The organism is Kribbella antibiotica, from assembly GCF_004349055.1.
GTDB classification, from domain to species: domain Bacteria; phylum Actinomycetota; class Actinomycetes; order Propionibacteriales; family Kribbellaceae; genus Kribbella; species Kribbella antibiotica.
Map to the genome: position 1 here is coordinate 1 of NZ_SMKX01000009.1, position 17949 is coordinate 17949.

Annotated in this window: 18 protein-coding genes; 9 read left to right on the forward strand and 9 right to left on the reverse strand. The window is 62.6% G+C overall.

Annotated features, from left to right (window positions below):
* Positions 1-681 precede the first annotated feature (681 nt).
* Entirely contained in the window at positions 682-1521 is an 840-nt protein-coding gene (locus E1263_RS04950; protein WP_132165832.1) for an HAD family acid phosphatase, read from the forward strand.
* 3 nt (positions 1522-1524) lie between these two features.
* Here E1263_RS04950 and E1263_RS04955 read toward each other — a convergent pair whose 3' ends face one another.
* Complete coding sequence (locus tag E1263_RS04955; protein ID WP_132165834.1) at positions 1525-2190, reverse strand: TetR/AcrR family transcriptional regulator; 666 nt, start codon at positions 2188-2190, stop codon at positions 1525-1527.
* Between the two features lie 99 nt (positions 2191-2289).
* On the opposite strand from E1263_RS04955, the gene E1263_RS04960 reads away from it, so the two are divergent.
* On the forward strand, positions 2290-3216 hold the full coding sequence (locus E1263_RS04960; RefSeq protein WP_132165836.1) for an SDR family oxidoreductase: 927 nt from the start codon (positions 2290-2292) through the stop codon (positions 3214-3216).
* On the opposite strand, the gene E1263_RS04965 is transcribed toward E1263_RS04960, so the two are convergent.
* Positions 3213-3737, reverse strand: coding sequence for a GNAT family N-acetyltransferase (locus E1263_RS04965; RefSeq protein ID WP_132165838.1), 525 nt, complete (start codon positions 3735-3737; stop codon positions 3213-3215). The genes E1263_RS04960 and E1263_RS04965 overlap by 4 nt on opposite strands.
* A 60-nt stretch (positions 3738-3797) precedes the next feature.
* Here E1263_RS04965 and E1263_RS04970 point away from each other — a divergent pair, with 60 nt between their 5' ends.
* A complete protein-coding gene (locus E1263_RS04970; protein ID WP_132165840.1) occupies positions 3798-4103 on the forward strand; it encodes a YciI family protein in 306 nt (101 codons plus the stop codon).
* Here E1263_RS04970 and E1263_RS04975 read toward each other — a convergent pair.
* Positions 4080-4604, reverse strand: a complete 525-nt coding sequence (locus tag E1263_RS04975; protein ID WP_132165842.1) for a dihydrofolate reductase family protein — start codon at positions 4602-4604, stop codon at positions 4080-4082. The genes E1263_RS04970 and E1263_RS04975 overlap by 24 nt on opposite strands.
* 14 nt (positions 4605-4618) lie before the next feature.
* Complete coding sequence (locus E1263_RS04980) at positions 4619-6046, reverse strand: polysaccharide lyase 6 family protein (RefSeq protein ID WP_132165844.1); 1428 nt, start codon at positions 6044-6046, stop codon at positions 4619-4621.
* A gap of 257 nt (positions 6047-6303) precedes the next feature.
* Between E1263_RS04980 and E1263_RS04985 the strand changes: the two genes are divergently transcribed.
* The 4 genes from E1263_RS04985 to E1263_RS05000 all read left to right on the forward strand — a co-directional run bounded on the left by E1263_RS04985 (position 6304) and on the right by E1263_RS05000 (position 9960).
* The gene (locus E1263_RS04985; RefSeq protein ID WP_132165846.1) at positions 6304-7134 is read left to right on the forward strand and encodes an SAM-dependent methyltransferase; all 831 of its coding nucleotides are present in this window, start codon (positions 6304-6306) and stop codon (positions 7132-7134) included.
* Positions 7135-7202: 68 nt separating this feature from the next.
* Complete coding sequence (locus E1263_RS04990) at positions 7203-8105, forward strand: hypothetical protein (protein ID WP_132165848.1); 903 nt, start codon at positions 7203-7205, stop codon at positions 8103-8105.
* Positions 8102-8368 (forward strand): YciI family protein, encoded by a 267-nt coding sequence (locus tag E1263_RS04995; protein WP_132165850.1) that lies wholly within the window; start codon positions 8102-8104, stop codon positions 8366-8368. The genes E1263_RS04990 and E1263_RS04995 overlap by 4 nt, the downstream gene beginning before the upstream one ends.
* 41 nt (positions 8369-8409) lie before the next feature.
* Positions 8410-9960 carry a recombinase family protein gene (locus tag E1263_RS05000; RefSeq protein WP_132165852.1) on the forward strand — a complete coding sequence of 517 codons (1551 nt, stop codon included), beginning with the start codon at positions 8410-8412 and terminating at the stop codon, positions 9958-9960.
* Positions 9961-10495: 535 nt separating this feature from the next.
* Here the strand turns inward: E1263_RS05000 and E1263_RS05005 are convergent.
* The 5 genes from E1263_RS05005 to E1263_RS05025 form a co-directional block, all read right to left on the reverse strand.
* A complete protein-coding gene (locus E1263_RS05005) occupies positions 10496-12280 on the reverse strand; it encodes an FtsK/SpoIIIE domain-containing protein (protein ID WP_165956476.1) in 1785 nt (594 codons plus the stop codon).
* 77 nt (positions 12281-12357) lie between these two features.
* On the reverse strand, positions 12358-12693 hold the full coding sequence (locus E1263_RS05010; RefSeq protein WP_132165856.1) for a hypothetical protein: 336 nt from the start codon (positions 12691-12693) through the stop codon (positions 12358-12360).
* A 1165-nt stretch (positions 12694-13858) separates the two neighbouring features.
* Positions 13859-14416, reverse strand: coding sequence for a hypothetical protein (locus tag E1263_RS05015; RefSeq protein WP_132165858.1), 558 nt, complete (start codon positions 14414-14416; stop codon positions 13859-13861).
* A 1110-nt stretch (positions 14417-15526) separates the two neighbouring features.
* Entirely contained in the window at positions 15527-15826 is a 300-nt protein-coding gene (locus E1263_RS05020) for a hypothetical protein (protein WP_132165859.1), read from the reverse strand.
* Positions 15827-15970: 144 nt separating this feature from the next.
* Positions 15971-16330 carry a hypothetical protein gene (locus E1263_RS05025; protein ID WP_132165861.1) on the reverse strand — a complete coding sequence of 120 codons (360 nt, stop codon included), beginning with the start codon at positions 16328-16330 and terminating at the stop codon, positions 15971-15973.
* A gap of 154 nt (positions 16331-16484) precedes the next feature.
* Between E1263_RS05025 and E1263_RS05030 the strand changes: the two genes are divergently transcribed.
* A complete protein-coding gene (locus tag E1263_RS05030) occupies positions 16485-17618 on the forward strand; it encodes a helix-turn-helix domain-containing protein (protein ID WP_132165863.1) in 1134 nt (377 codons plus the stop codon).
* Complete coding sequence (locus E1263_RS05035) at positions 17612-17932, forward strand: hypothetical protein (protein ID WP_132165865.1); 321 nt, start codon at positions 17612-17614, stop codon at positions 17930-17932. Before E1263_RS05030 ends, E1263_RS05035 begins: the two co-directional genes overlap by 7 nt.
* Positions 17933-17949: the final 17 nt, after the last annotated feature.

Consider the following 17949-nt stretch of genomic DNA (forward strand, 5'->3'; position numbering starts at 1 on the left):
CCCCTCGCCCCCGAGCGGCCTGCCCTGTTCCGCGCCCCGCGAGTGAACCCACCGTGCTCTCGCGAGTGAACCCACCGTGCTCTCGCGACTGAACCCACTGGGCTTCCGCGAGTGAACCCACCGTGTCGCGCCGAATCGAGTGGTACGAGCGTGTTGCCGGCAACCGATTTCCGGCGGCAATCTCCGCACGCTCGGTGGCGCGCCTCGTACATTCGCCGAGTGGGTTCACTCGGCGCACCCGCCCGCCGCGAGTGAACCCACTGAGCTTCCGCGAGTGAACCCACTGGGCGAGTGTGCGGAGTCGGCTGTCGAGTGGAAGGAGTGTGTCGCTGGATGGCGCTTTCCGGCGACACACTGCCGCCACTCGAGTGCCGTCGGCCGAGTGGGTTCAGTCGGCGTACCCCGCCCGCCGCGAGTGAACCCACCGGGCTCTCGCGACTGAACCCACTGGGCGAGGGGGCGGAGTGGGGGTCGTGTGGGGAGTGCCGGATCTGCCGCACTGTATGTGCCGAATTTGCCGCTGGTTGGACGCCGAATTCGCCGCAGGTCTCGTGCCAGATCTGCCGTCGGGGTGTTGCGGATTCCTTGACCGGGCCAGCGACCCATGACAGATGTCATCTCACATCTGGTCATCGGAAGGCTTAGCTTGCTGCAAGGTCAATCGTTCTGGGAGAGGTCATCATGGGTATCCGCATCTCGCGGCGGATGGTTGCCGTCGGTACGGCGGCAGTCGCGGTCACGTCGGTGGTCGGGGGAGTGGCGTATTCGGCGGGGGTGGCGGCGCAGCAGCCGGCTATTCAGACGTCGACGCCGCACAAGGAGCGCGATGTCACGAACATCGACGTGTTGCGGCAGCAGTTGCGGAACTACTACGGGGACCCGCTCGGTACCGGGACGTTCGGTGCCAGCAGCAACTATGTGCGGGAGGCCGTGGCGGTGGCGCAGGCTGGGAAACGGTCGTTGGCGGCGCCGCACCACAGCCGGAAGAAGAAGGCGATCCTGCTGGATGTCGACGACACCGCGTTGGCCACCTGGAACTACGAGATTGCCAGCAACTGGGCGTACACGCCGGCGAGCAATGCGGAATTCGTGCTGGGGCAGAAGTTTCCCGCCGTACCGGGGATGGTGGACCTGGTGAAGACGGCCGAGCGGGAAGGGTATGCGGTGTTCTTCCTGACCGGGCGGGGTGCTGCGCAGGAGCCGGCGACGTTGGGGAATCTGACGGCGGACGGGGTTGGCGTCGATGCCGGCTATCCGAAGCCGACCGGGTTGCCGAACGGCGAGGACGGGTTGTTCACGAAGCCTGCGGTGGCGGACTACCCGGCGTACCTGAAGCAGGCTTGTGCGGCGGACCCGAAGGGATCGTGTACGACGATCCACTACAAGTCGGCCACTCGCGCGCACATCGAGTCGCTCGGGTACGACATCGTCGCGAACTTCGGCGACCAGTACTCCGACCTCAAGGGCGGTTACGCCGACCGCACCTTCAAGCTGCCGAACCCGAACTACTACCTGCCCTGATCACTAGCGGGGGAGGACGCCGGTCAGCAGCGTGGTGAGGTGCTCGCGCAGGGTCGGCTCGAACTCCATCCGCAGTGGCGCGAGGGACGGGTCTGCGTCGAAGGCGCAGATCATGGCCGGGGTGGGGTGGGCGTGTGTCCACAGCGCCCCGGCCAGCATGCTGGCCGGGGGGATGAAGCGCATCGCGCCCTCGCGGCCGATCTCCGGCAGCGCGATCGTGACGATCTCGATCATTCGCTCGAACGCGCCGGCCGCCGTTCTCTTGAAGGCGAGTGCCGTCTCGGTCGAGATGTTGCGCTCCAGGACCGACGCCTGAGCGCTGATCAGGTCGCAGAGGACCGGCCGGGCGCTGACGCTGCTGACGACCACCTCCACCAGTAGCGCAGAGCGCTCCGCCAGCGAAGCGGACGACGGCATTGCGGCAACTCCGGCGGCCAGATCGTCGACCCAGGCGAGCAGTTCGGTCCCGGACAGCTCCAGCAGGATGGCTTCGCGAGAGTCGAAGTACTTGAGGACGTTCGACTTGGCCAGACCGACGCGGCGGCTCAGCTCGTTCAGGCTGACGTCGCTGACCGGCATCTCGGTCAGCATCTCCGCGGCCGTGGCCAGGATCGCCTGCCGCCGGACAGCCCGCTGCTCCTCGCTGCGCGCTCGCTGAAAGGTCGTCACGGTCACAGCCTACAGACCGACGGTCTGTTGTTATCGGACCAGCGGTCTGATAACGTCGAAGTCATAACAGACCAGCAGTCTTTTATCTCGGAGGCTCTCATGTACGTCGTTCCCGACCAGACCGGCAAGCTCGCTGTCGTCACCGGCGCCAACAGCGGTACCGGCAAGGAAGCCACCAAGCGGCTGGCCGCGGCCGGCGCCCGTGTCGTGATGGCGGTCCGGACTGTCACCAAGGGCGAGGCCGCCCGTGCCGAGATCCTCGCCGAGGTCCCGAACGCCCAGCTCGAGGTTCGCCGCGTCGACCTGGCCGACCTGGCTTCGGTGCGCGAGTTCGCCGAGGGCCTGGCCGCCGATGAGCCGCACCTCGACCTGCTGATCAACAACGCCGGCGTGATGCACCCGCCGACCCGCTTCGGCACCGCCGACGGCTTCGAGCTCCAGTTCGGCTCGAACTTCCTCGGCCCGTTCGCGCTCACCCTGCACCTGCTCCCGCTGGTGCTGGCGGCGCCCGCCCCGCGCATCGTCACGATGAGCAGCGGGACGGCGAACTATGGCCGAATCAACTTCGACGACCTGAACTGGGACAAGCGCTACAGCGCGGCAATGGCCTACGCCCAGTCCAAGCTCGCCGATCTGATGATGAGCAACCACCTCGCCAAACTCGCCACCGATCGCGGTTGGAACCTGCTGTCCGTCGCCGCGCACCCCGGCTTCACCGACACCAACCTGCAGAGCGCCGGCGCCTCCCTCGGCAACGATCGCTCGGAGCCTTTGGTCAACCGCATCCTCGGCCGTGTCCTCCCCTCCCAGGAAGTTGCCGAAGGCACCGAACCACTCCTGTACGCCGCCACCAGCCCGGACGCCCGCCATGGCGCCTACTACGGTCCCTCGGGCTTCTTCGGCCTGGTCGGCGCCACCAAACTCACCAACCAGCCGAAGCGCGCCCGCAACGAGGCCGATGCCGCCCGCCTGTGGACTGCTGCCGAGAACCTCACCGGCGTGACGCTCACGTCGGCGGTCGCTTAGCCGCTCAGCCAGTCGCTGCGCAGGACGCCGTACAAGAGGTCGTCGGTCCACTCGCCCTTGATCCACGTGTGCGATCGGCGCAGGCCCTCGCGCTGGAAGCCGACCCGCTCGAGGAGTCGCGCGGATGAGGTGTTGCGGGCATCGCACTCGGCCGACACTTTGTGCAGGTTCTTCACGGCGAACAGGTGATCGAGCAGACCGCGCACCGCCTCGATCGCGTAGCCCTTGCCCTGGTACGTCGGTGCGAGGGTGAAGCCGAGGTCGGCCTGCATCAGGTTCTCGTGCAGGTTGACCCCGAGGTCTCCGATCAGTACGCCGTCCAGGTCGGCTGCGTACTGGAACCAGCCGGGCGCATCCGGATCTCCCTCGCCATAGCTGGTCACCGTGGCGAGCGGGTCGGGGATCGGCACCTCCCACCCCTGGTAGCGGGCGACCTCGGGGTTCGATCGATAGGCCTCGAACGCGGCCGCATCGCCGGGGGTGAAACGGCGCAAGGTCAACCGCTCGGTGTGCACGAACATCGCGCCATCATGTCAAAGCTGCACCGCTGGCTCCGTCTATTTATCGAGAGGAGCCTGCCGATGAGATTCCTGTTGATCCTGCACGGCGAGACCCGCGCTGACCTGCACAGATCCACCTTCGAGCAAACAGCTCACGAAGCCGGTGAGCTGATCGGCGGTGAACTGCTGGCCCACCAGCAGCTCACCGTGACCTTGCCCGACCGCGCCGGGCCTGCCCCCATCGACGCCTACTACCTGATCGACGTCGAGGATCAGGCGCGCGCCGTCGAGCTCGCCCGGCTCCTGCCGGACGCCTGCACCGAGGGCCGGTACGTCGAAATCCGCGCGCTGATGCGGCGAGCGCTAACGCAGTACGTCGAATCGTGAAGTGCTGCCGGGGTGAGGCTGGAGCCGGATGTTGCGCCCACCCGGCTCGGCAAACACTCGCGTACCGTCGCCGAGAAAGACCGGCAGGACGAGCAGCAGCACCTCGTCGACCTCATCGGCCGCGAAACACTGGCGAGCGATATCGGCGCCGATGATGTTCACGTACTTGTCCCCGGCCGCGTCCTTCGCCGCGGCGATTGCCTTGGGCAACTGATCGACGTACGTGACGCCTGGTTCCGTTGTCTCCGGCAGCCGATGCGTGACCACGAACAGCGGTCCGTCCCACCCGCCGCCGAACGCCTCGCCTTCGCCCGGCTCACCCTTGTGCGGGTCGTCGCCGTCGTGCGAACGACGACCCACCAGGATCGAACCGATCTGCGGGATCAGCTCATCGATCTCCGCATTCGGTGCCAGGTACGACTGCATCCACTGCATATCGCCGTTCGGTCCGGCGATGAAGCCGTCGGCCGACATGGTCACCGAATACAGGAGTTTTGCCATGGGGAACGAACGTATCAGGAGGCCGGGCCCACATCGGCCGGGTAGAGCTTGCGGGTTGCCGGGGTGACGGCGGTGTACTCGTCTGCGCCGACGTCGGCGCGACCGGATCGGGGCTGACCGTCAAGGTCGAGCGATACCGACGAATAGGTGCGGCTGGCGGCGTCGATGGCCGGGCTCCCGGCGCCCAGCCGCTTGACTCCGTCCGCGAAGTTGGCGAGCTTCGGATCCTGACGGCTGAATCCGCCTGCCGGGATGTTGCCGTTACCGGCGGCGCCCCAGAGGATGTTGCCGGACCAGGTGATGCCCTGCAGGTACGGCATCGAGACCAGCTCCCGGCCGGCCTCGCCGACGAGCAGGTTGTCGGCGATGACGCAGCCCGCGGGAGCGATGGTCCGGATGGACTCGCCACTGATCGCCGTCGGCGACGACAGGACGGTGTTGAGGGCGATCGTCACCCGGTCCGGTGCGTCGTTGCCCTTGCGGCTCTCGGCGGAGTCCTCGGGTTTGTGGTCCTTGACGTTGCCGCTGCCGAGCACGATGCCGGCCAGCGTCAGGTTCTCCAGATAGTTGTTCACCACCAGGTGGTCGTTGCCGTAGATCCGGATGCCGTTGCCGCCGGCGACGACGAAGTTGCCCTCGACCCGGCTCCCGTTGCCGTGCCGCAGCACGATCCCGCCGACACTGTTCCGGATCGTGTTGGCGCGGATCAGGTTGCCCGACGACTTGGTCGAGATCGCCTCCGGGTCGCCGTTGCAGCGCTCGAACAGGTTCTCCTCGACGGTCGCCGCGGCGTCGCTCAGCGACCGGCCGCTGAGCCCGAGCCGGATCGGCTCACCACCGTTGGCGCCGCCGTACGTGTGGTCGGCGAAGTAGTTCCGGACGATCCGTACGCCGCGCGCCATCCCGGCCGAGCCGGGCCCTTCGACGGCGAGGAAGACGCCGAGGGTGGACTTGTGGTGGAAGTGGTTCCGTTCGACGACCGTGTTGTCGGCGCGGACCACGACGTAGTTCACGCCCTCGGTGTTCGCGACCTGGATGTCGTTGCGGCTGATCCGGATGTTGGTGCAGGTGGTCGGGATCTCGAACGTGGTCTTCTGCCGCAGCTTGAAGCCGGACAGCACGATGTACGACGAATTGGCGAGCACGAAGCCGCGGTCGCCGTTCAGCGTCACACCGCCGACCGATGCGGCCCGTACGACGATCGGTGCGGCCGCCGTACCGTGCCGGCCGGAGACCGGGATGCCTTGGCTGCCGCTGACGGTGTAGGTGCCGTTGGCGAGCACGATCTCGGCGCCGGGCTGGGCCGACGCGATGGCCTGGCGCAGCGCGTCGATGCTCTGGACCTGGACGGCTTGGGTGGCGGCGCGCGCCGAGCTGGTCCCGGCGAGGGCAGCGGTGGTCGCGAGAGTGGCGGTCAGGAAGGTACGGCGGCCGAGTGGCATGGGGTTCTCCGGGGGAAATCGGGGCGGTGGAGGCGAAGCTGGCGCTCAGTGTGTGGTCGCCGTACCGGTGCTGGCAAGCGTTTACCACCGGGGTTGCCCGAATCTCCCGCGGGGCGGAAGATTCGGAGTGGGAGTTCCGCGACGCGCCCCGTTTGCGGGCGTGGGCCGGGTGCGCGATAGCCTTCCGGGCAAGTTGGCTTTTCGGATGTTTTTCTCGATAAACGCAGTCGGATTTTTGGAGCGAGGTGGTTCGGGCGATGCCGGAAGGTGACGTCACGCGCCGGATCGGGCCGGAGCTCGATCTTCATCGGCCCTCCGATGCCCGCATCTACGACCTGATGCTGGGCGGCAAGAACAACTTCGAGGTCGACCGGCAGGTCTTCGCCGAGCTGCTCAAGACGGCCCCGGAGATCCCGCAGCTGGCGACCGAGAACCGGCGCTGGATCGCGACCGCGATCGCCCGGATGGCCGAGGCCGGAGTCGACCAGTTCCTCGATCTCGGCTGTGGTCTGCCGTCGGCGCGCAATCTCCACGACGTCGTCCTCGCCGCAAACCCCTGGGCCCGGACGCTGTACGTCGACAACGACGTGACCGCGATCTCGCACGGGCAGGCGCTGCTCGCCGATGACCGGAGCGCGTTCTTCGCGGCGGCCGATCTGCTTGACCCGGCGACAGTGCTGGAGCACCCGGCACTGACCCAGGCGTTCGACCTGAAGAAGCCGGTCGGGCTGATCTTCGGCCTGGTGCTGCACACGCTGGCCGACAACGGCAAGCTGCGGCAGCTCTTCGACGACTACCTGGCCCCGCTGCCCTCGGGCTCCTTCATCGCGCTCACGCACCCGATGAACCCGAACGACGGCACCCGGCTGGCCGGCTTCGCTTCCTCGGTCGAGGGGAAGTTCCGCGAGTACTTCCCGCGGCTGCGGTTCCGCACCTATGACGAGATCACCGAGGCAGTGACCGGCCTGGAGATCTTCGAGCCGGGCATCACGGACCTGGCGCACTGGTGGCCGGCCGGGGAGCAGACCACGCTCAGCCCGACGGGCGCCGCCCGCCTGGTGATCGGCGCGCTCGCCCGCAAGCCGTAGTTATTCGGTGGTGCCATCTGGCTCCGCGATCAATGATGGGCGGCACGCCTGTCCTTGAGGGATTGCCGATGTCCGACTTCGAGATCGCTTGTGACGAATCCGGGTTCTCCGGAACCAACCTGCTCGATCCGGCCGCGCCGGTGATCACTCACGCCTCCGTCGACCTCAGCATTCCGGAGGCGGTCGAGCTCCTCGGCGGTGTCAGGGCTCGGACGACCAAGGAGTACAAGTCGAACCGGTTGCTGCGGCCGGACCAACGGGCGGCGCTCGAACGGTTCCTGATCGCGCTTGACGGCCGGGCGCATGTGCACGTGATCGACAAGACGACGTACGTCGCGACGCGGGTGCTCGAGCTCTTCACGGGAGAACCCTCGTACGGCGATGGGACGCGACTCGGCAGGGATTTCGGCGCGAGCATCGACGTACTGCGGTTTCGAACGGAGTTCCTGCGGGCGTTCTTGGTGCTGACCCGGACCAAGCGGTTGCGGCTGCTCGACCATGAGGCGATCGACCGGTTCTTCGCCTTGCTGCCGAGTGAACTGCCGGATGAGTTGCCGATCGAGCGGAGTCGCGTCGAGGAGATCGTGCTGCGGCTGATCGAGGACGATCCGGCGATCCCGCCGCCGCTGGAGCCGCTGGTCCCCGCGCTGGCCGAGACCGCGCTGTTCTGGAGCGCTGGGCAGCGGTCGGTGGCGGTCGTGCACGATGAGCAAAGTGCGCTGACCCGGCATCGGGTCGCCCGATTGGCCAGTTACCTTGCGGCGTCCGCCGTACCGGCTCTGCCGCCGTTGGTTGGCGTCCGGCAGGTTGATTCGCGGCACGATCCGCGGGTGCAGGTGGCCGATCTGCTGGCCGGTGTGGCACGCCGCGCGGCCGAGGTGCCGGAGCTGGCGAAAACTCTGCGCGCAGAATGTCGAGGACTGATCAGCGGCTCCGACGTCGCGGGTATCCAACCTAGGAGGCTGTCGTGAAGTACCTGATCCTGATCCACTCGAACCCCGAGCCGTGGGGCCACCCGACCATCGACTTCACCGAGATCGGCCGGGCGATTCCGGCCGCCGAGAAGGAAGCGATGAACAAGGATTTCGAGGAGCTCCTGACCGACCTGTCGGCCAAGGGCGAGCTGGTCTCCGGCCAGGCGCTCGGTCCCGCGGCCGGCGCCAAGCTCTACCGGACGGAGGGCCGCCAGCGGGTGACCACCGACGGTCCGTACGCCGAGGCCAAAGATCGTTAGACGCTTGTCGTGGTTTCATTGACACCACGGGAGGTCTGGGGATGAGTCGTAAACGGCACGTGTACGCGGACAAAATGGCGTTGTTGGCTGCTGGCGCTCGGATTATGGCGCTGGTTTATGCGCGCGCTAGTCAGGATGAAAAGAAGCGTGAGAAGTCGGTGGGTGATCAGCTCGACCTTGGAAAGGGAGAAGCTGGCCGGAACGGCTGGACGGTCCTTAAGACGTACTTCGACAACAATATTTCGGCTTCTAAGTATGCTCGGATCAAGAAGCGCCCGGATTATGAGGTTCTGCTAGAGGACATCGAATCCGGTGAAGGCGATGTCCTGATCATGTTCGAATTGGCCCGCAGTAACCGCGACCTCGCGGTTTATGTGCATCTGCGCGAGCTTTGCATTCGGGTCGGCCTGTATTTCTGGCTGATCGGTGGGCAACTGTACGATCTGCGGGTTCGTGCGGATTTGATGAGTCTCGGGTTTCAGGCTGTGCAGGCCGAAGACCAGTCAGTTGCAACTCACGAGAACGTCAAGCGCGGAAAGTATGGCGCTGCAATGCAGGGCCTTCCGCCCGGGAAACTCAACTTTGGCTATCGCCGGATCTATGACGAAAAGACTGGGGCATTCGTCGCACAGCTCCCCGATGATGAGCCGCAAGAGGGTATCCGCGCTGACGGGTCAATCTACCGATACACCCGTGCGAAGATCATCAGCAATGTATTCGAGCGTCTTGATGCCGGTATAGCAATTCATCGCATTGAGGATGACCTAGCGACGAACGGCGTATTGAGTCTCAAGGGTGGCCACATCGGCAGGGCTGTCATCCGGAAGTGGGCACTTAATCCTGTCTATATCGGGAAGAGTGTTCACCTGGGGGAAGTCGTCGGGCAGGGCCAATGGGAGCGGCTGGTTTCGGATGAGCTTTACTGGTCGGTCAATGAACTGCTGAACAGTGAAAAGCGATTCGTGACCCGTGCGGGAAGTGGAAAGTACGTCCTTTCCTACATTGGGTTGTGCGACAACTGCGGTAGCCCGATCAGCGGGCAACCGCCAGTTGAGAAGGGTTCCTACATCACTTTCATTTACAGGTGTTACCGAAAGAACTGCTGGTCCCTGCCCATGGAAGAACTCGACTCGTTCATTCTCTCAACGGTGGCCGCTTGGTGTTCCCGTGAGGACATTGAAGAACTTTTGCTTGCAACGTTCTCTGCGAATGACGAAGCGTTGAGTGATGCAAGGGCAGAAGTGAAGCGAATTGAAAGCGAGTGGGAAGCGTGGCTCAAGGAAGCTGCCCTGGCGAAGACAAAGCCGACGATCATTGCCCGGTTTGAAATGCAGTACGAGGCAGAGATTGCGGCGGCCCGTGACCGCGCCAATGAGCTTTCGATGCCCTCACTTCTGCGGAACGTGATCGGCCCGCAGGCGGAACGCAAAATCATGGCTTTGGAGATCGAAGCAAAGCGTGAGCTGATCCGGATTCTCGGGCCGTTCTCCGTCACGAAGGCGCTGCGCAAAGACAACATTCCCCTGACTGACCGCGTGCAGTGGCACGGCCTGTTGGGATCGGAGTTCGCCAACGGCGAATCGGATTCCTGACCTGCGCGCACAGCAAGACAAGAGGGCTGCAAGCAATTTGCTTGCAGCCCTCAGTCTTTGTTACGCAGAAGTTTTGTCGGGTTTGTCGTATCCGAGTATGCGCGCAATGCGCGCGGCTACCTCGGGTGGCGGTAATGGCATCTTTGCGACTAACGCCAGGATTTCGGGATCGTCCGGTTTATAGATCCGGGGTGGTTTTGGCTTCTCCTTTCTCGCCGTGGATTCGGCGGGGCTGTCGGATTGTTTACGGGCAGGCGTCGGCTATTCACCTCCAATCCGGCGTTTTGTGTTTACCGGCTGGGATAGTGTTTGTGTGTCGCACGCGCTCAACTTCGGAGTCACCTCCGGTCGTTGCGTGAGGCAACGGCAGGGCCAGCGCGTAACCCCTCGCGGTGGCCCTGCCACCGCCTCCCGCCACTGCTAGCGGCGATCGTCACTGACAGTGGCGGTCAGGGAGCATCGTTCCAAATTCTCAAGTTCTCGGATGTGTGCCTCAGCGTGCGGGCGCGCGCGAGATTTTGAGAATTTGAGAAGATCACTCAGAGTGAGATTCGGGGTCTCCTCCCGGCTCGCTCGGGTCGGCTGGGAAGGGGCGCATGGACCGCCACCGGCCGTGGCTGATCTGCGTGGCCTGGTCGGCTGCCCGCAGCGCGTTCAAGCGCCGGTAGAGGCTGGGCACGCTCTGGCCGGTTGCGGCCCGCAGATCGGCCACGGTGACCCCGTCGTCAGGCGCGGCTTGCAGAGCGGCCCAGAGCGCCATTTCCGGCCCCGAGACGCCCGAGGGTGACCCACTGGACCCCCGGACCCCCGAACGGGCCTGAGAACCGCTCTCAGGGCTTCCGGCTGGTCCTGTGTCGGCGTGCCTGGCGTGCAGCTCGGCTGTCACCCGGACTTCGCCGTCCTTGATCCGGTACGCCCTGCCGCGCCGGGGCGTGTCCAGCCCCGGGCCGTGCACGAGGAATTTCCCCGGTCCGTCGAACATGGTCGTATCCCATCCGGCGGAGAGTTTCCCCGCACCAAGAATGAGATCGACGTCCGGCCGCTCATTCACCCGCAGGCAGAACCGGATATTCATTTGGGACCGCAGCGCCGAACCTTCACCCATCGCTTTCTGAGTCGGTCGCTGGGTCGCGATAATCAGGTTCACGCACAACGCGCGGCCACGTCTCGCAATCGAATCCGCGAGCCTCTGACATTTCTTCGAGAGCTCCGCGTATTCGTCGATGATAATGAATAGTGCGGGGGCTGAAATTTTCGGATCCCACTCACGCCGGCCGGAGGCCATCAAAAAATTTGCGCGCTTTTCCAATTCATCAACCGCGGCTGCCAATAATTCTTCGGCAGTTTCGTTGTTCGTGGCAACTGGACGGTCAAGGACTCGCGACCAGGGCGCGAGTTCCATCCCTTCCTTGAGGTCGATTCCCCACATTGCGACGTCGCCACATTCAGCGAGCCGCGCGAGAATCACATTCAGTAGGCCGGACTTGCCCGAATCGGTAGCGCCACCGATCAAGACATGCTTGCGCAGGAACGGCACCGAAATGTCGGAACCATCCTCGAACACACCAACCGTGAGCGGCTGTGTGATCGACTGGTTGCGTTTCCCCGGACGAGGTACCCACTCGATCGGTTCCGCGTGCGGGTCAACCTCAACCATTCGCATTGTGAATGATCCGGCATCATCCGCTACCGACTCGACGCGCAAGGCGCCATTCCGGGCGCCCATGGCCGATTCCAGTTTGGGAATCGCGTTCATTGCTTCGGTCCAGTGCTGACCGCGCCTGAGTTTGATTCGCGCGGTCCAACCCCATTTGTCGATGACCGCCGACACCATTTTTGCGCCGGTGAGTCCGGCAGCGTCGGCGGTATCAGGGAACCGATCCCGCAGAATGCGCACCTTGGTCAGGCGTCGCCTGTCCTCGCGCCAAATCCACGGCACCGCAAACACGCACGTCGCGAGAAACGCGGCAAGCTCCATTCGTCCGGCAGTCGGGCCAATGATGGTCGCGACCGTGAGCCACGCGGAAATAGACAGGATAAATCCGGTTCCCCACAGCCGGACCCGCCACCGATTCAGCAACGGATAGCGAGTGACAAGCGCAACGGGCCGGAAGGCGAGTAGCACCAATCCTGTCAATCCGGCCAGCACAGGCAGGACCCACGCATTCGCCCCAATCCTGTGCAGCCACGCACCCGCCAGCATCGCGCCAATGAGCCAATACACGGGGGCCAGCTCGGCGCGGTAACGCCAGAGGGCACGAAAGAATTCGTCGCCCACGTAGAAGATGTCGCCGCCTTGCCGGACGGGAACAATCCACATTTCATCTCTCCGGCCATGGCGGCCGGGGCGGCCCCTCCCATAGGGAGAGGCCGCACCACGGTAATTCCGCCTGCGCATCACAGGGACTGACCACCCCACCGCCGCGCAGGAATCATCTGTGCCAGCGGGTGAAAAGCCGGAGGCATCGGCAGGGCATCGGTCACGAATACCCACGGGGAATCCGCAAACCACATGTCCAGCGGGCGAGGGTCGTACTCGATCGCCATGCCCAAACCAGCAAGGCAGGCAGCCTCAAGAATCTGCCAGCGTGCCCGCAGCCGGTAAACCTCAGTCACCAGCTCGGGGACATCGCACGACGACAGAACAGCCGCGCGGAAAAGGTCGTCCATCGTGCCCACGCGCAAAGTCGCCTCAAATCGGGCGCGGACAGCATCAATGTCATGAAGGGTCATACGAGGTACAAAAGACAACAGGTCACCACCAAACTCTTAAACACGGAAAATTGGATTCATGCGGTACTCCCTTCTAATCGCTTACTGAAAATGGTTTTCATCAGCCGGCCTGGGCCTAACAAAAAAATTTAGACCTTTATGGTTTTGGGCCGGAAAGGCGCCGGGTCCGGGAACAACAACTCCACCCCGAAAGACCGAACCCGGCAAGTGTTTCCGCGCCGATCAGCTAGCCCCCGTGATTCGCGAAATAAAATCCGCGATCTCAGGTGCCGAGCTCGTGCGGGCCAGGTAGAACCCGAATCCCGCAGCAATCAGGAACTGCAAAAGGCTGGTGCGCTTGAAAAAGAGCATCACGCCCGCAGCGACCCCGAAAGCAACGAACAGAGACACTGACAACAAAGAATCATCACCCCCTCTCGATCTCCTCGAATGTGAGAGAGAGGGCAACCCCGTTGATTGCCTGTGGTGAGGTTCACCGGCAATCTTTTGTGCGAGCGCCGCGCGCATAGCGGTAGCGGCTCATGCACTTCTTGCAGCCAGCTTGGAATTTCGCCTTCGGTGCACCACACGCACAGCGAGTCGAAAACCAACTTTGCTGACTTGAACGCAAGCAATCACCTCCTTCAGTCTTCGCAGCCTCGGGGCGGGTTCCCCTCGATCTCCAGTCCAGCACAAACCGCGCAACTGCGTCAGAAGCCCTGTGGATAACTAGATCCTGGCGCCTTCGATGCTGTCGGCAACAACCTCCCATCCGCTGAACAGGTCGACCATCATTGCCCCGAGCAACCACAGATACAAGACCCTTGGGTCTCGGTTGCAGGAACGTGCAATGGCCATACGCCCGCCTGTCAACCCCTTAGATCACCGTCGAAAGGCTCGCCGGTGAGATCAGCATCTCGCCTGCCGACCCTGCCGACCACCCGGATTACGAAAGCCAGGACTCCTGGTTTGCAACCCGGGGTGGTCGTGGATTCACACTCAGTCGCTGCACACGCGTTCGCATCCGCACTTGCACGTGCATTCGCACGTTCATTGCCCAGAGCAACAAGAAACCCGTGACCGCTACGGCGCACCTACCCTCAGTCGTTCGGGGGTAGGTACACCGTGAGTTGCGGTCACGGGCTACGTTCTTGGGTGAGACTTATTCAGTTGGTGAGTGCGGAATTCAGGCTGTCGGCAACGCGGGCATTTCCTCCGAAGACTCAAAAGCCGTGACCTGAACCCTTGAAGGTCCGTGGATCGGGTGATGCGCGCTAATCTCCAGCGTCACACCTGATTCCTGGTCGATCACGACCTCGATTCTGTCGAACTCACCGCCTGCTAACGAAACGCGGACGGCGGGCCGGTTAAGGAAGGCAAGTTGTTCTTCATCTGCCTGGTAAGGCTCCCGTACACCGAGCCATGCCAGAGCCGCTAAACGGCTCTGTAAGGCGACTGCCTCCGGCGCTGGGTGAGTGAACAACTCCCCGTCATCATCCTCACGGGACACGACCAGCGAGCCGTCCCCATTGCGATAAGTGACCGTATCCCCGAGGTCGAGCCACACCATTGCCCCCGACTGATCGCGCACCACAACATCATCATTCCGGAACCAGCATTCGAGATCCCGGGGCGCGTTCCTAATCGCACCGGTCGCGCGGATGCTGGCGTGCCACACGCTTGCATTTGCAGCGGTCGCAGTGGATGAATCCTCGGACGACATATGCCAATCGGCAGTGGTCATACGGTCACCTGTCTAGTATCCCTGGCACAAAGTTGCCGACTTCGATGAACCGTACGAGTGTACCGCCGCTGCCTCCGGGAACGCGGTCGATCGCGCATACACTCGGAAGATTCCGAACCCAGCTCCCTTGCAGGATTCGGAACTGAAACGATACGACTTCAACTTTACGGTTTCTGCGGAGCACCGATACTTCGTGCGGTCGTAGAACGTCCCGTAGTAGTCCTTCTCTTGCAACTTGATACATGTCTTCTGCGTTCCGAAAGCGCCGAAACACTCGGTGTACGCATCGAATCCAACGCCGGGTGAATCGTCAGCCATGATCACCTTTCCGGGCGGGTCAGCGTGGCCATGACAACCCCACGGCGCAGCGGACGCCTTCGGTGTCTGCTGACTTCCCATCGACCAATCCGCCGGAGGCCGCGACGGCTCAACCTCACCCGCCGACGCGGGAACCGCACTCAACCCACCAGTCAAAGCGAATGCAACCGCCACACAAGCGAACCGCGTAAACCTAGGCATGAAAAACCCTCCCGTAGATTTGGATACAAGCTATTCAGTTGTTGGGCCCCGGTGTTCCCCGCGTGCTCGGGCACGCGGAGAACAACGGGTTTTCACAATTCCTCGCTCGCTGTGAGGGCTGTACAGGGGTACGCCGCGAGCGGGGAATTGCGAGCTTTGGATACGGCAGGGCGCGCGTGGTTCTCTTTTCCGTATGGGCGGAATGGTCACGCCACGCACGCCCCGCCGTCGTCAGGTGTGAACGGGCATCCGGGAAGGCTCGCCCCTTCCCAAATGCTCACCAGGCACCCTGACGGGTCTACTCATATTGACTACGCCTGACTTCTCTTCTTGAAAACGGCCTTTGCCGCGTGAACTTTCGCGGCATCGTTCGGTGATGTGGCCTGACAATTGCATCCGTGCAACTCGTGTTCCGTCGTCTTTCTGCACCGATGCGATTGGAACCCGTCATACCAATAGTGATTGCACGACTTCCCCGACACGATTACTTCATCGGTCGCCGACGTCTCCCGATCACTTTTAGTTTCCGGTGCCTTCATTTCAATCCCCGCTAGTTGAGCTACGATTTACAGCGCTTAAAATCGACGTATGTCAGGGTGTGATGATCACTTCGATTCGACGGAACGTGAGTTCTTCAACGACCTTTAACGGGCTACCCCAGTCGATATCGGCGAGGTGATCAAGACTCGGGACAATGAAATACCTCTGCGCTGTACGGGCCAGTTCAAACAGAGCCGCCTCGAAACTACGTTGGCCCTTCGGTTCGTCGATAAACATGTAGTGGACTGTTAGTCCGCGAGAGTGCGCAGCGCGGAACATTCTCGACTGAAGCTCGGTAATGTCGGATTCCGACAGATGATCGAACCATCGCGCGTAGGCGGCAACCTTCATTAGTGATCCCCGTTATGAATAGCTATGTCCGGTTGCGCTTGTGATGCACCCAAGCCGCAGTGATCCAAAATCCGGCGCCGCAGCAGGCAAGAAAGATGCCAGCTTGCACAAGGGTCTCTTTGAAATCGACACTCATTAGTTGGCTCACTCGCCGATACCTTTGCAGCGGTCGGCGTCGTGCAACGGCCAGCCTTTGCCGTTCCTCGCAGGCTGCGCCGGTTGTGGCAGGGCAGTTCGCGAGATCTCCGGCCCGGCGTCCACCCATTCGATTTCGTAATCTGCGCCGTATTTGCTCAAGACATCGTGAATACCGGCCCAAATCGAGGTCGACGGCGGATATCCGGGGTGGTGCAGAGCAATAGCGCCGGATGACCAGACGGCACCCTCCGCTACGACCTGCGGAACTCTTTCCTTCGTAATCAGGTGAAACCGCCGAGCGGCTTTCCACTCCACCCCCGGACTAGCTTTGCCAACCTTTCTCAACGTCGCCACGCCCTCTGTCATCGCTTCGGCCCCCTGTCGGCTAACCCAAGTGGTATGGGATGGCTACAGTCTGTTACCGCCTAGGGCCGGTCGCTAGTGGCACTGCTAGTGGCAGTTTGATCCCGCGTAGTGACACCCCGAAGCGGTCGGCCGCTTCGCGAGGCACAATGGAGGTATGAGCCTCGGGGCACTGATCAAAGATTTGAGGGTCGCGCGGGGGTGGTCACAAAGCCGCCTCGCCGATGAACTTTGCATGCTGTCGGGCTCAAGCATTTCGCGCGAGTACATTTCCCGTAATTGGGAGTCGGGGAAATTCGAGCCAAGCGCTTTTTGGCTCCGCCACCTGTCCACCGCCTTGGACACGCCCCTGTCCGTGTTGGAGCACGAGTCAATGAAGCGTCGGACCTTCATAGCTGATATTGCGGCTACAGCAATTGCCCCCCGCGTAGCCGCCGACCTGATACAGGAAGGGTTCTCTGCTCGATTACGCGGGGACGGCCCGAGTATTGAAGATTGGGAAGCTAAGCTAGCCGCATATGGAACTGACTATATGTCGATGGGCGCTCAGGATATCCAACGTCGCCTAGCCAGTGAGCTAGTTACTTTGCAGCAACAATTAGACCAGCCTCGCATGTGGACGGTAGCGGCGCGTCTTATGACGCTCTTCGCAAAAACCATTCCTGGTTCGGATGGCGCAAAGGCTATTAGCTGGTATCGAATGGCCGCCGAGGCTGCCGATAGATCCGGTGATACTGACACCCGTGTTTGGGTCCGGGGAAGGGCATCAATCGCTCTGGGGTATGAAGGTTCGTCGCTGGGCATCGCCGACATGTTCGGTGATCAAGCCATGGCTATCTCGGACAAACCCAGCCTAGGAAGGCTGAACGCGGTGTTCGGTAAGGCTCATGCCGCCGCACTCCGTGGCGATCTCGGCACAGCTCGCGCTTTGATAGATGTAGGGCGCCGTTCCTTCGATACAAGCGGCTCATACGAGCAAACTTCTGATTACGCCGTCCCATGGTGGAGGGTGAACGTATTTCTGAGTCTGCTAGCTGCACGGCTCGGAGATGAACGAATTGCAATCGCAGCGCAGGAGGCGGCTGTGCATGAACTGCCCTCTTCGCTACCAAGATTCGCGACTCACCTTGAGCTACATCGTGGCCTGATGATGGCGCGTTCGGGAGATCCAGAAGGCGGCGAGCGCTATGCGCAAGCTGCGCTAGATCTCCTTCCACCTGAGAAGCACTCGCTGACACTGCGCATGCTCATTGACGAGATCAAGAGAGATGAGAGTTTACCGAAATGCTGATCGTTAACACGATTGAGTACAGGCTTGTAGAGTCCGAATATTTCGATGTGTTCGTGGTAGTGAACGAAAATAACCTGAAATTCACGGTGGAAGCCCGAGAGATTGCTGTCCGCTATGTTTCCTCCCCTGACTCGGTAGACCAACCGTCGATCAACGTAGTTGTTCACGGGGTAGAGCGTCTGGACAATGGGAAACTGTCGATGGGCGGACGCTCAACAGGCGTACCCGACCTGACTTCAATGCCGCTTGAGTGGCAAGCCCGCATCCGTCGCCTGACAGACGCTCAGACGCTGGTGACGGCGTCTGACGACTAGGCGGAGCGGGCAGGCTG

What these genes read in the sequence shown, in the direction of transcription:
- E1263_RS04950 (WP_132165832.1), top strand. Translation starts at nt 682, where the DNA reads ATGGGTATCCGCATCTCGCGGCGGATGGTTGCCGTCGGTACGGCGGCA.
- E1263_RS04960 (WP_132165836.1), top strand. Translation starts at nt 2,290, where the DNA reads ATGTACGTCGTTCCCGACCAGACCGGCAAGCTCGCTGTCGTCACCGGC.
- E1263_RS04965 (WP_132165838.1), bottom strand. Translation starts at nt 3,737, where the DNA reads ATGTTCGTGCACACCGAGCGGTTGACCTTGCGCCGTTTCACCCCCGGC.
- E1263_RS04970 (WP_132165840.1), top strand. Translation starts at nt 3,798, where the DNA reads ATGAGATTCCTGTTGATCCTGCACGGCGAGACCCGCGCTGACCTGCAC.
- E1263_RS04975 (WP_132165842.1), bottom strand. Translation starts at nt 4,604, where the DNA reads ATGGCAAAACTCCTGTATTCGGTGACCATGTCGGCCGACGGCTTCATC.
- E1263_RS04980 (WP_132165844.1), bottom strand. Translation starts at nt 6,046, where the DNA reads ATGCCACTCGGCCGCCGTACCTTCCTGACCGCCACTCTCGCGACCACC.
- E1263_RS04985 (WP_132165846.1), top strand. Translation starts at nt 6,304, where the DNA reads ATGCCGGAAGGTGACGTCACGCGCCGGATCGGGCCGGAGCTCGATCTT.
- E1263_RS04990 (WP_132165848.1), top strand. Translation starts at nt 7,203, where the DNA reads ATGTCCGACTTCGAGATCGCTTGTGACGAATCCGGGTTCTCCGGAACC.
- E1263_RS05000 (WP_132165852.1), top strand. Translation starts at nt 8,410, where the DNA reads ATGAGTCGTAAACGGCACGTGTACGCGGACAAAATGGCGTTGTTGGCT.
- E1263_RS05005 (WP_165956476.1), bottom strand. Translation starts at nt 12,280, where the DNA reads ATGTGGATTGTTCCCGTCCGGCAAGGCGGCGACATCTTCTACGTGGGC.
- E1263_RS05010 (WP_132165856.1), bottom strand. Translation starts at nt 12,693, where the DNA reads ATGACCCTTCATGACATTGATGCTGTCCGCGCCCGATTTGAGGCGACT.
- E1263_RS05015 (WP_132165858.1), bottom strand. Translation starts at nt 14,416, where the DNA reads ATGACCACTGCCGATTGGCATATGTCGTCCGAGGATTCATCCACTGCG.
- E1263_RS05020 (WP_132165859.1), bottom strand. Translation starts at nt 15,826, where the DNA reads ATGAAGGTTGCCGCCTACGCGCGATGGTTCGATCATCTGTCGGAATCC.
- E1263_RS05025 (WP_132165861.1), bottom strand. Translation starts at nt 16,330, where the DNA reads ATGACAGAGGGCGTGGCGACGTTGAGAAAGGTTGGCAAAGCTAGTCCG.
- E1263_RS05030 (WP_132165863.1), top strand. Translation starts at nt 16,485, where the DNA reads ATGAGCCTCGGGGCACTGATCAAAGATTTGAGGGTCGCGCGGGGGTGG.
- E1263_RS05035 (WP_132165865.1), top strand. Translation starts at nt 17,612, where the DNA reads ATGCTGATCGTTAACACGATTGAGTACAGGCTTGTAGAGTCCGAATAT.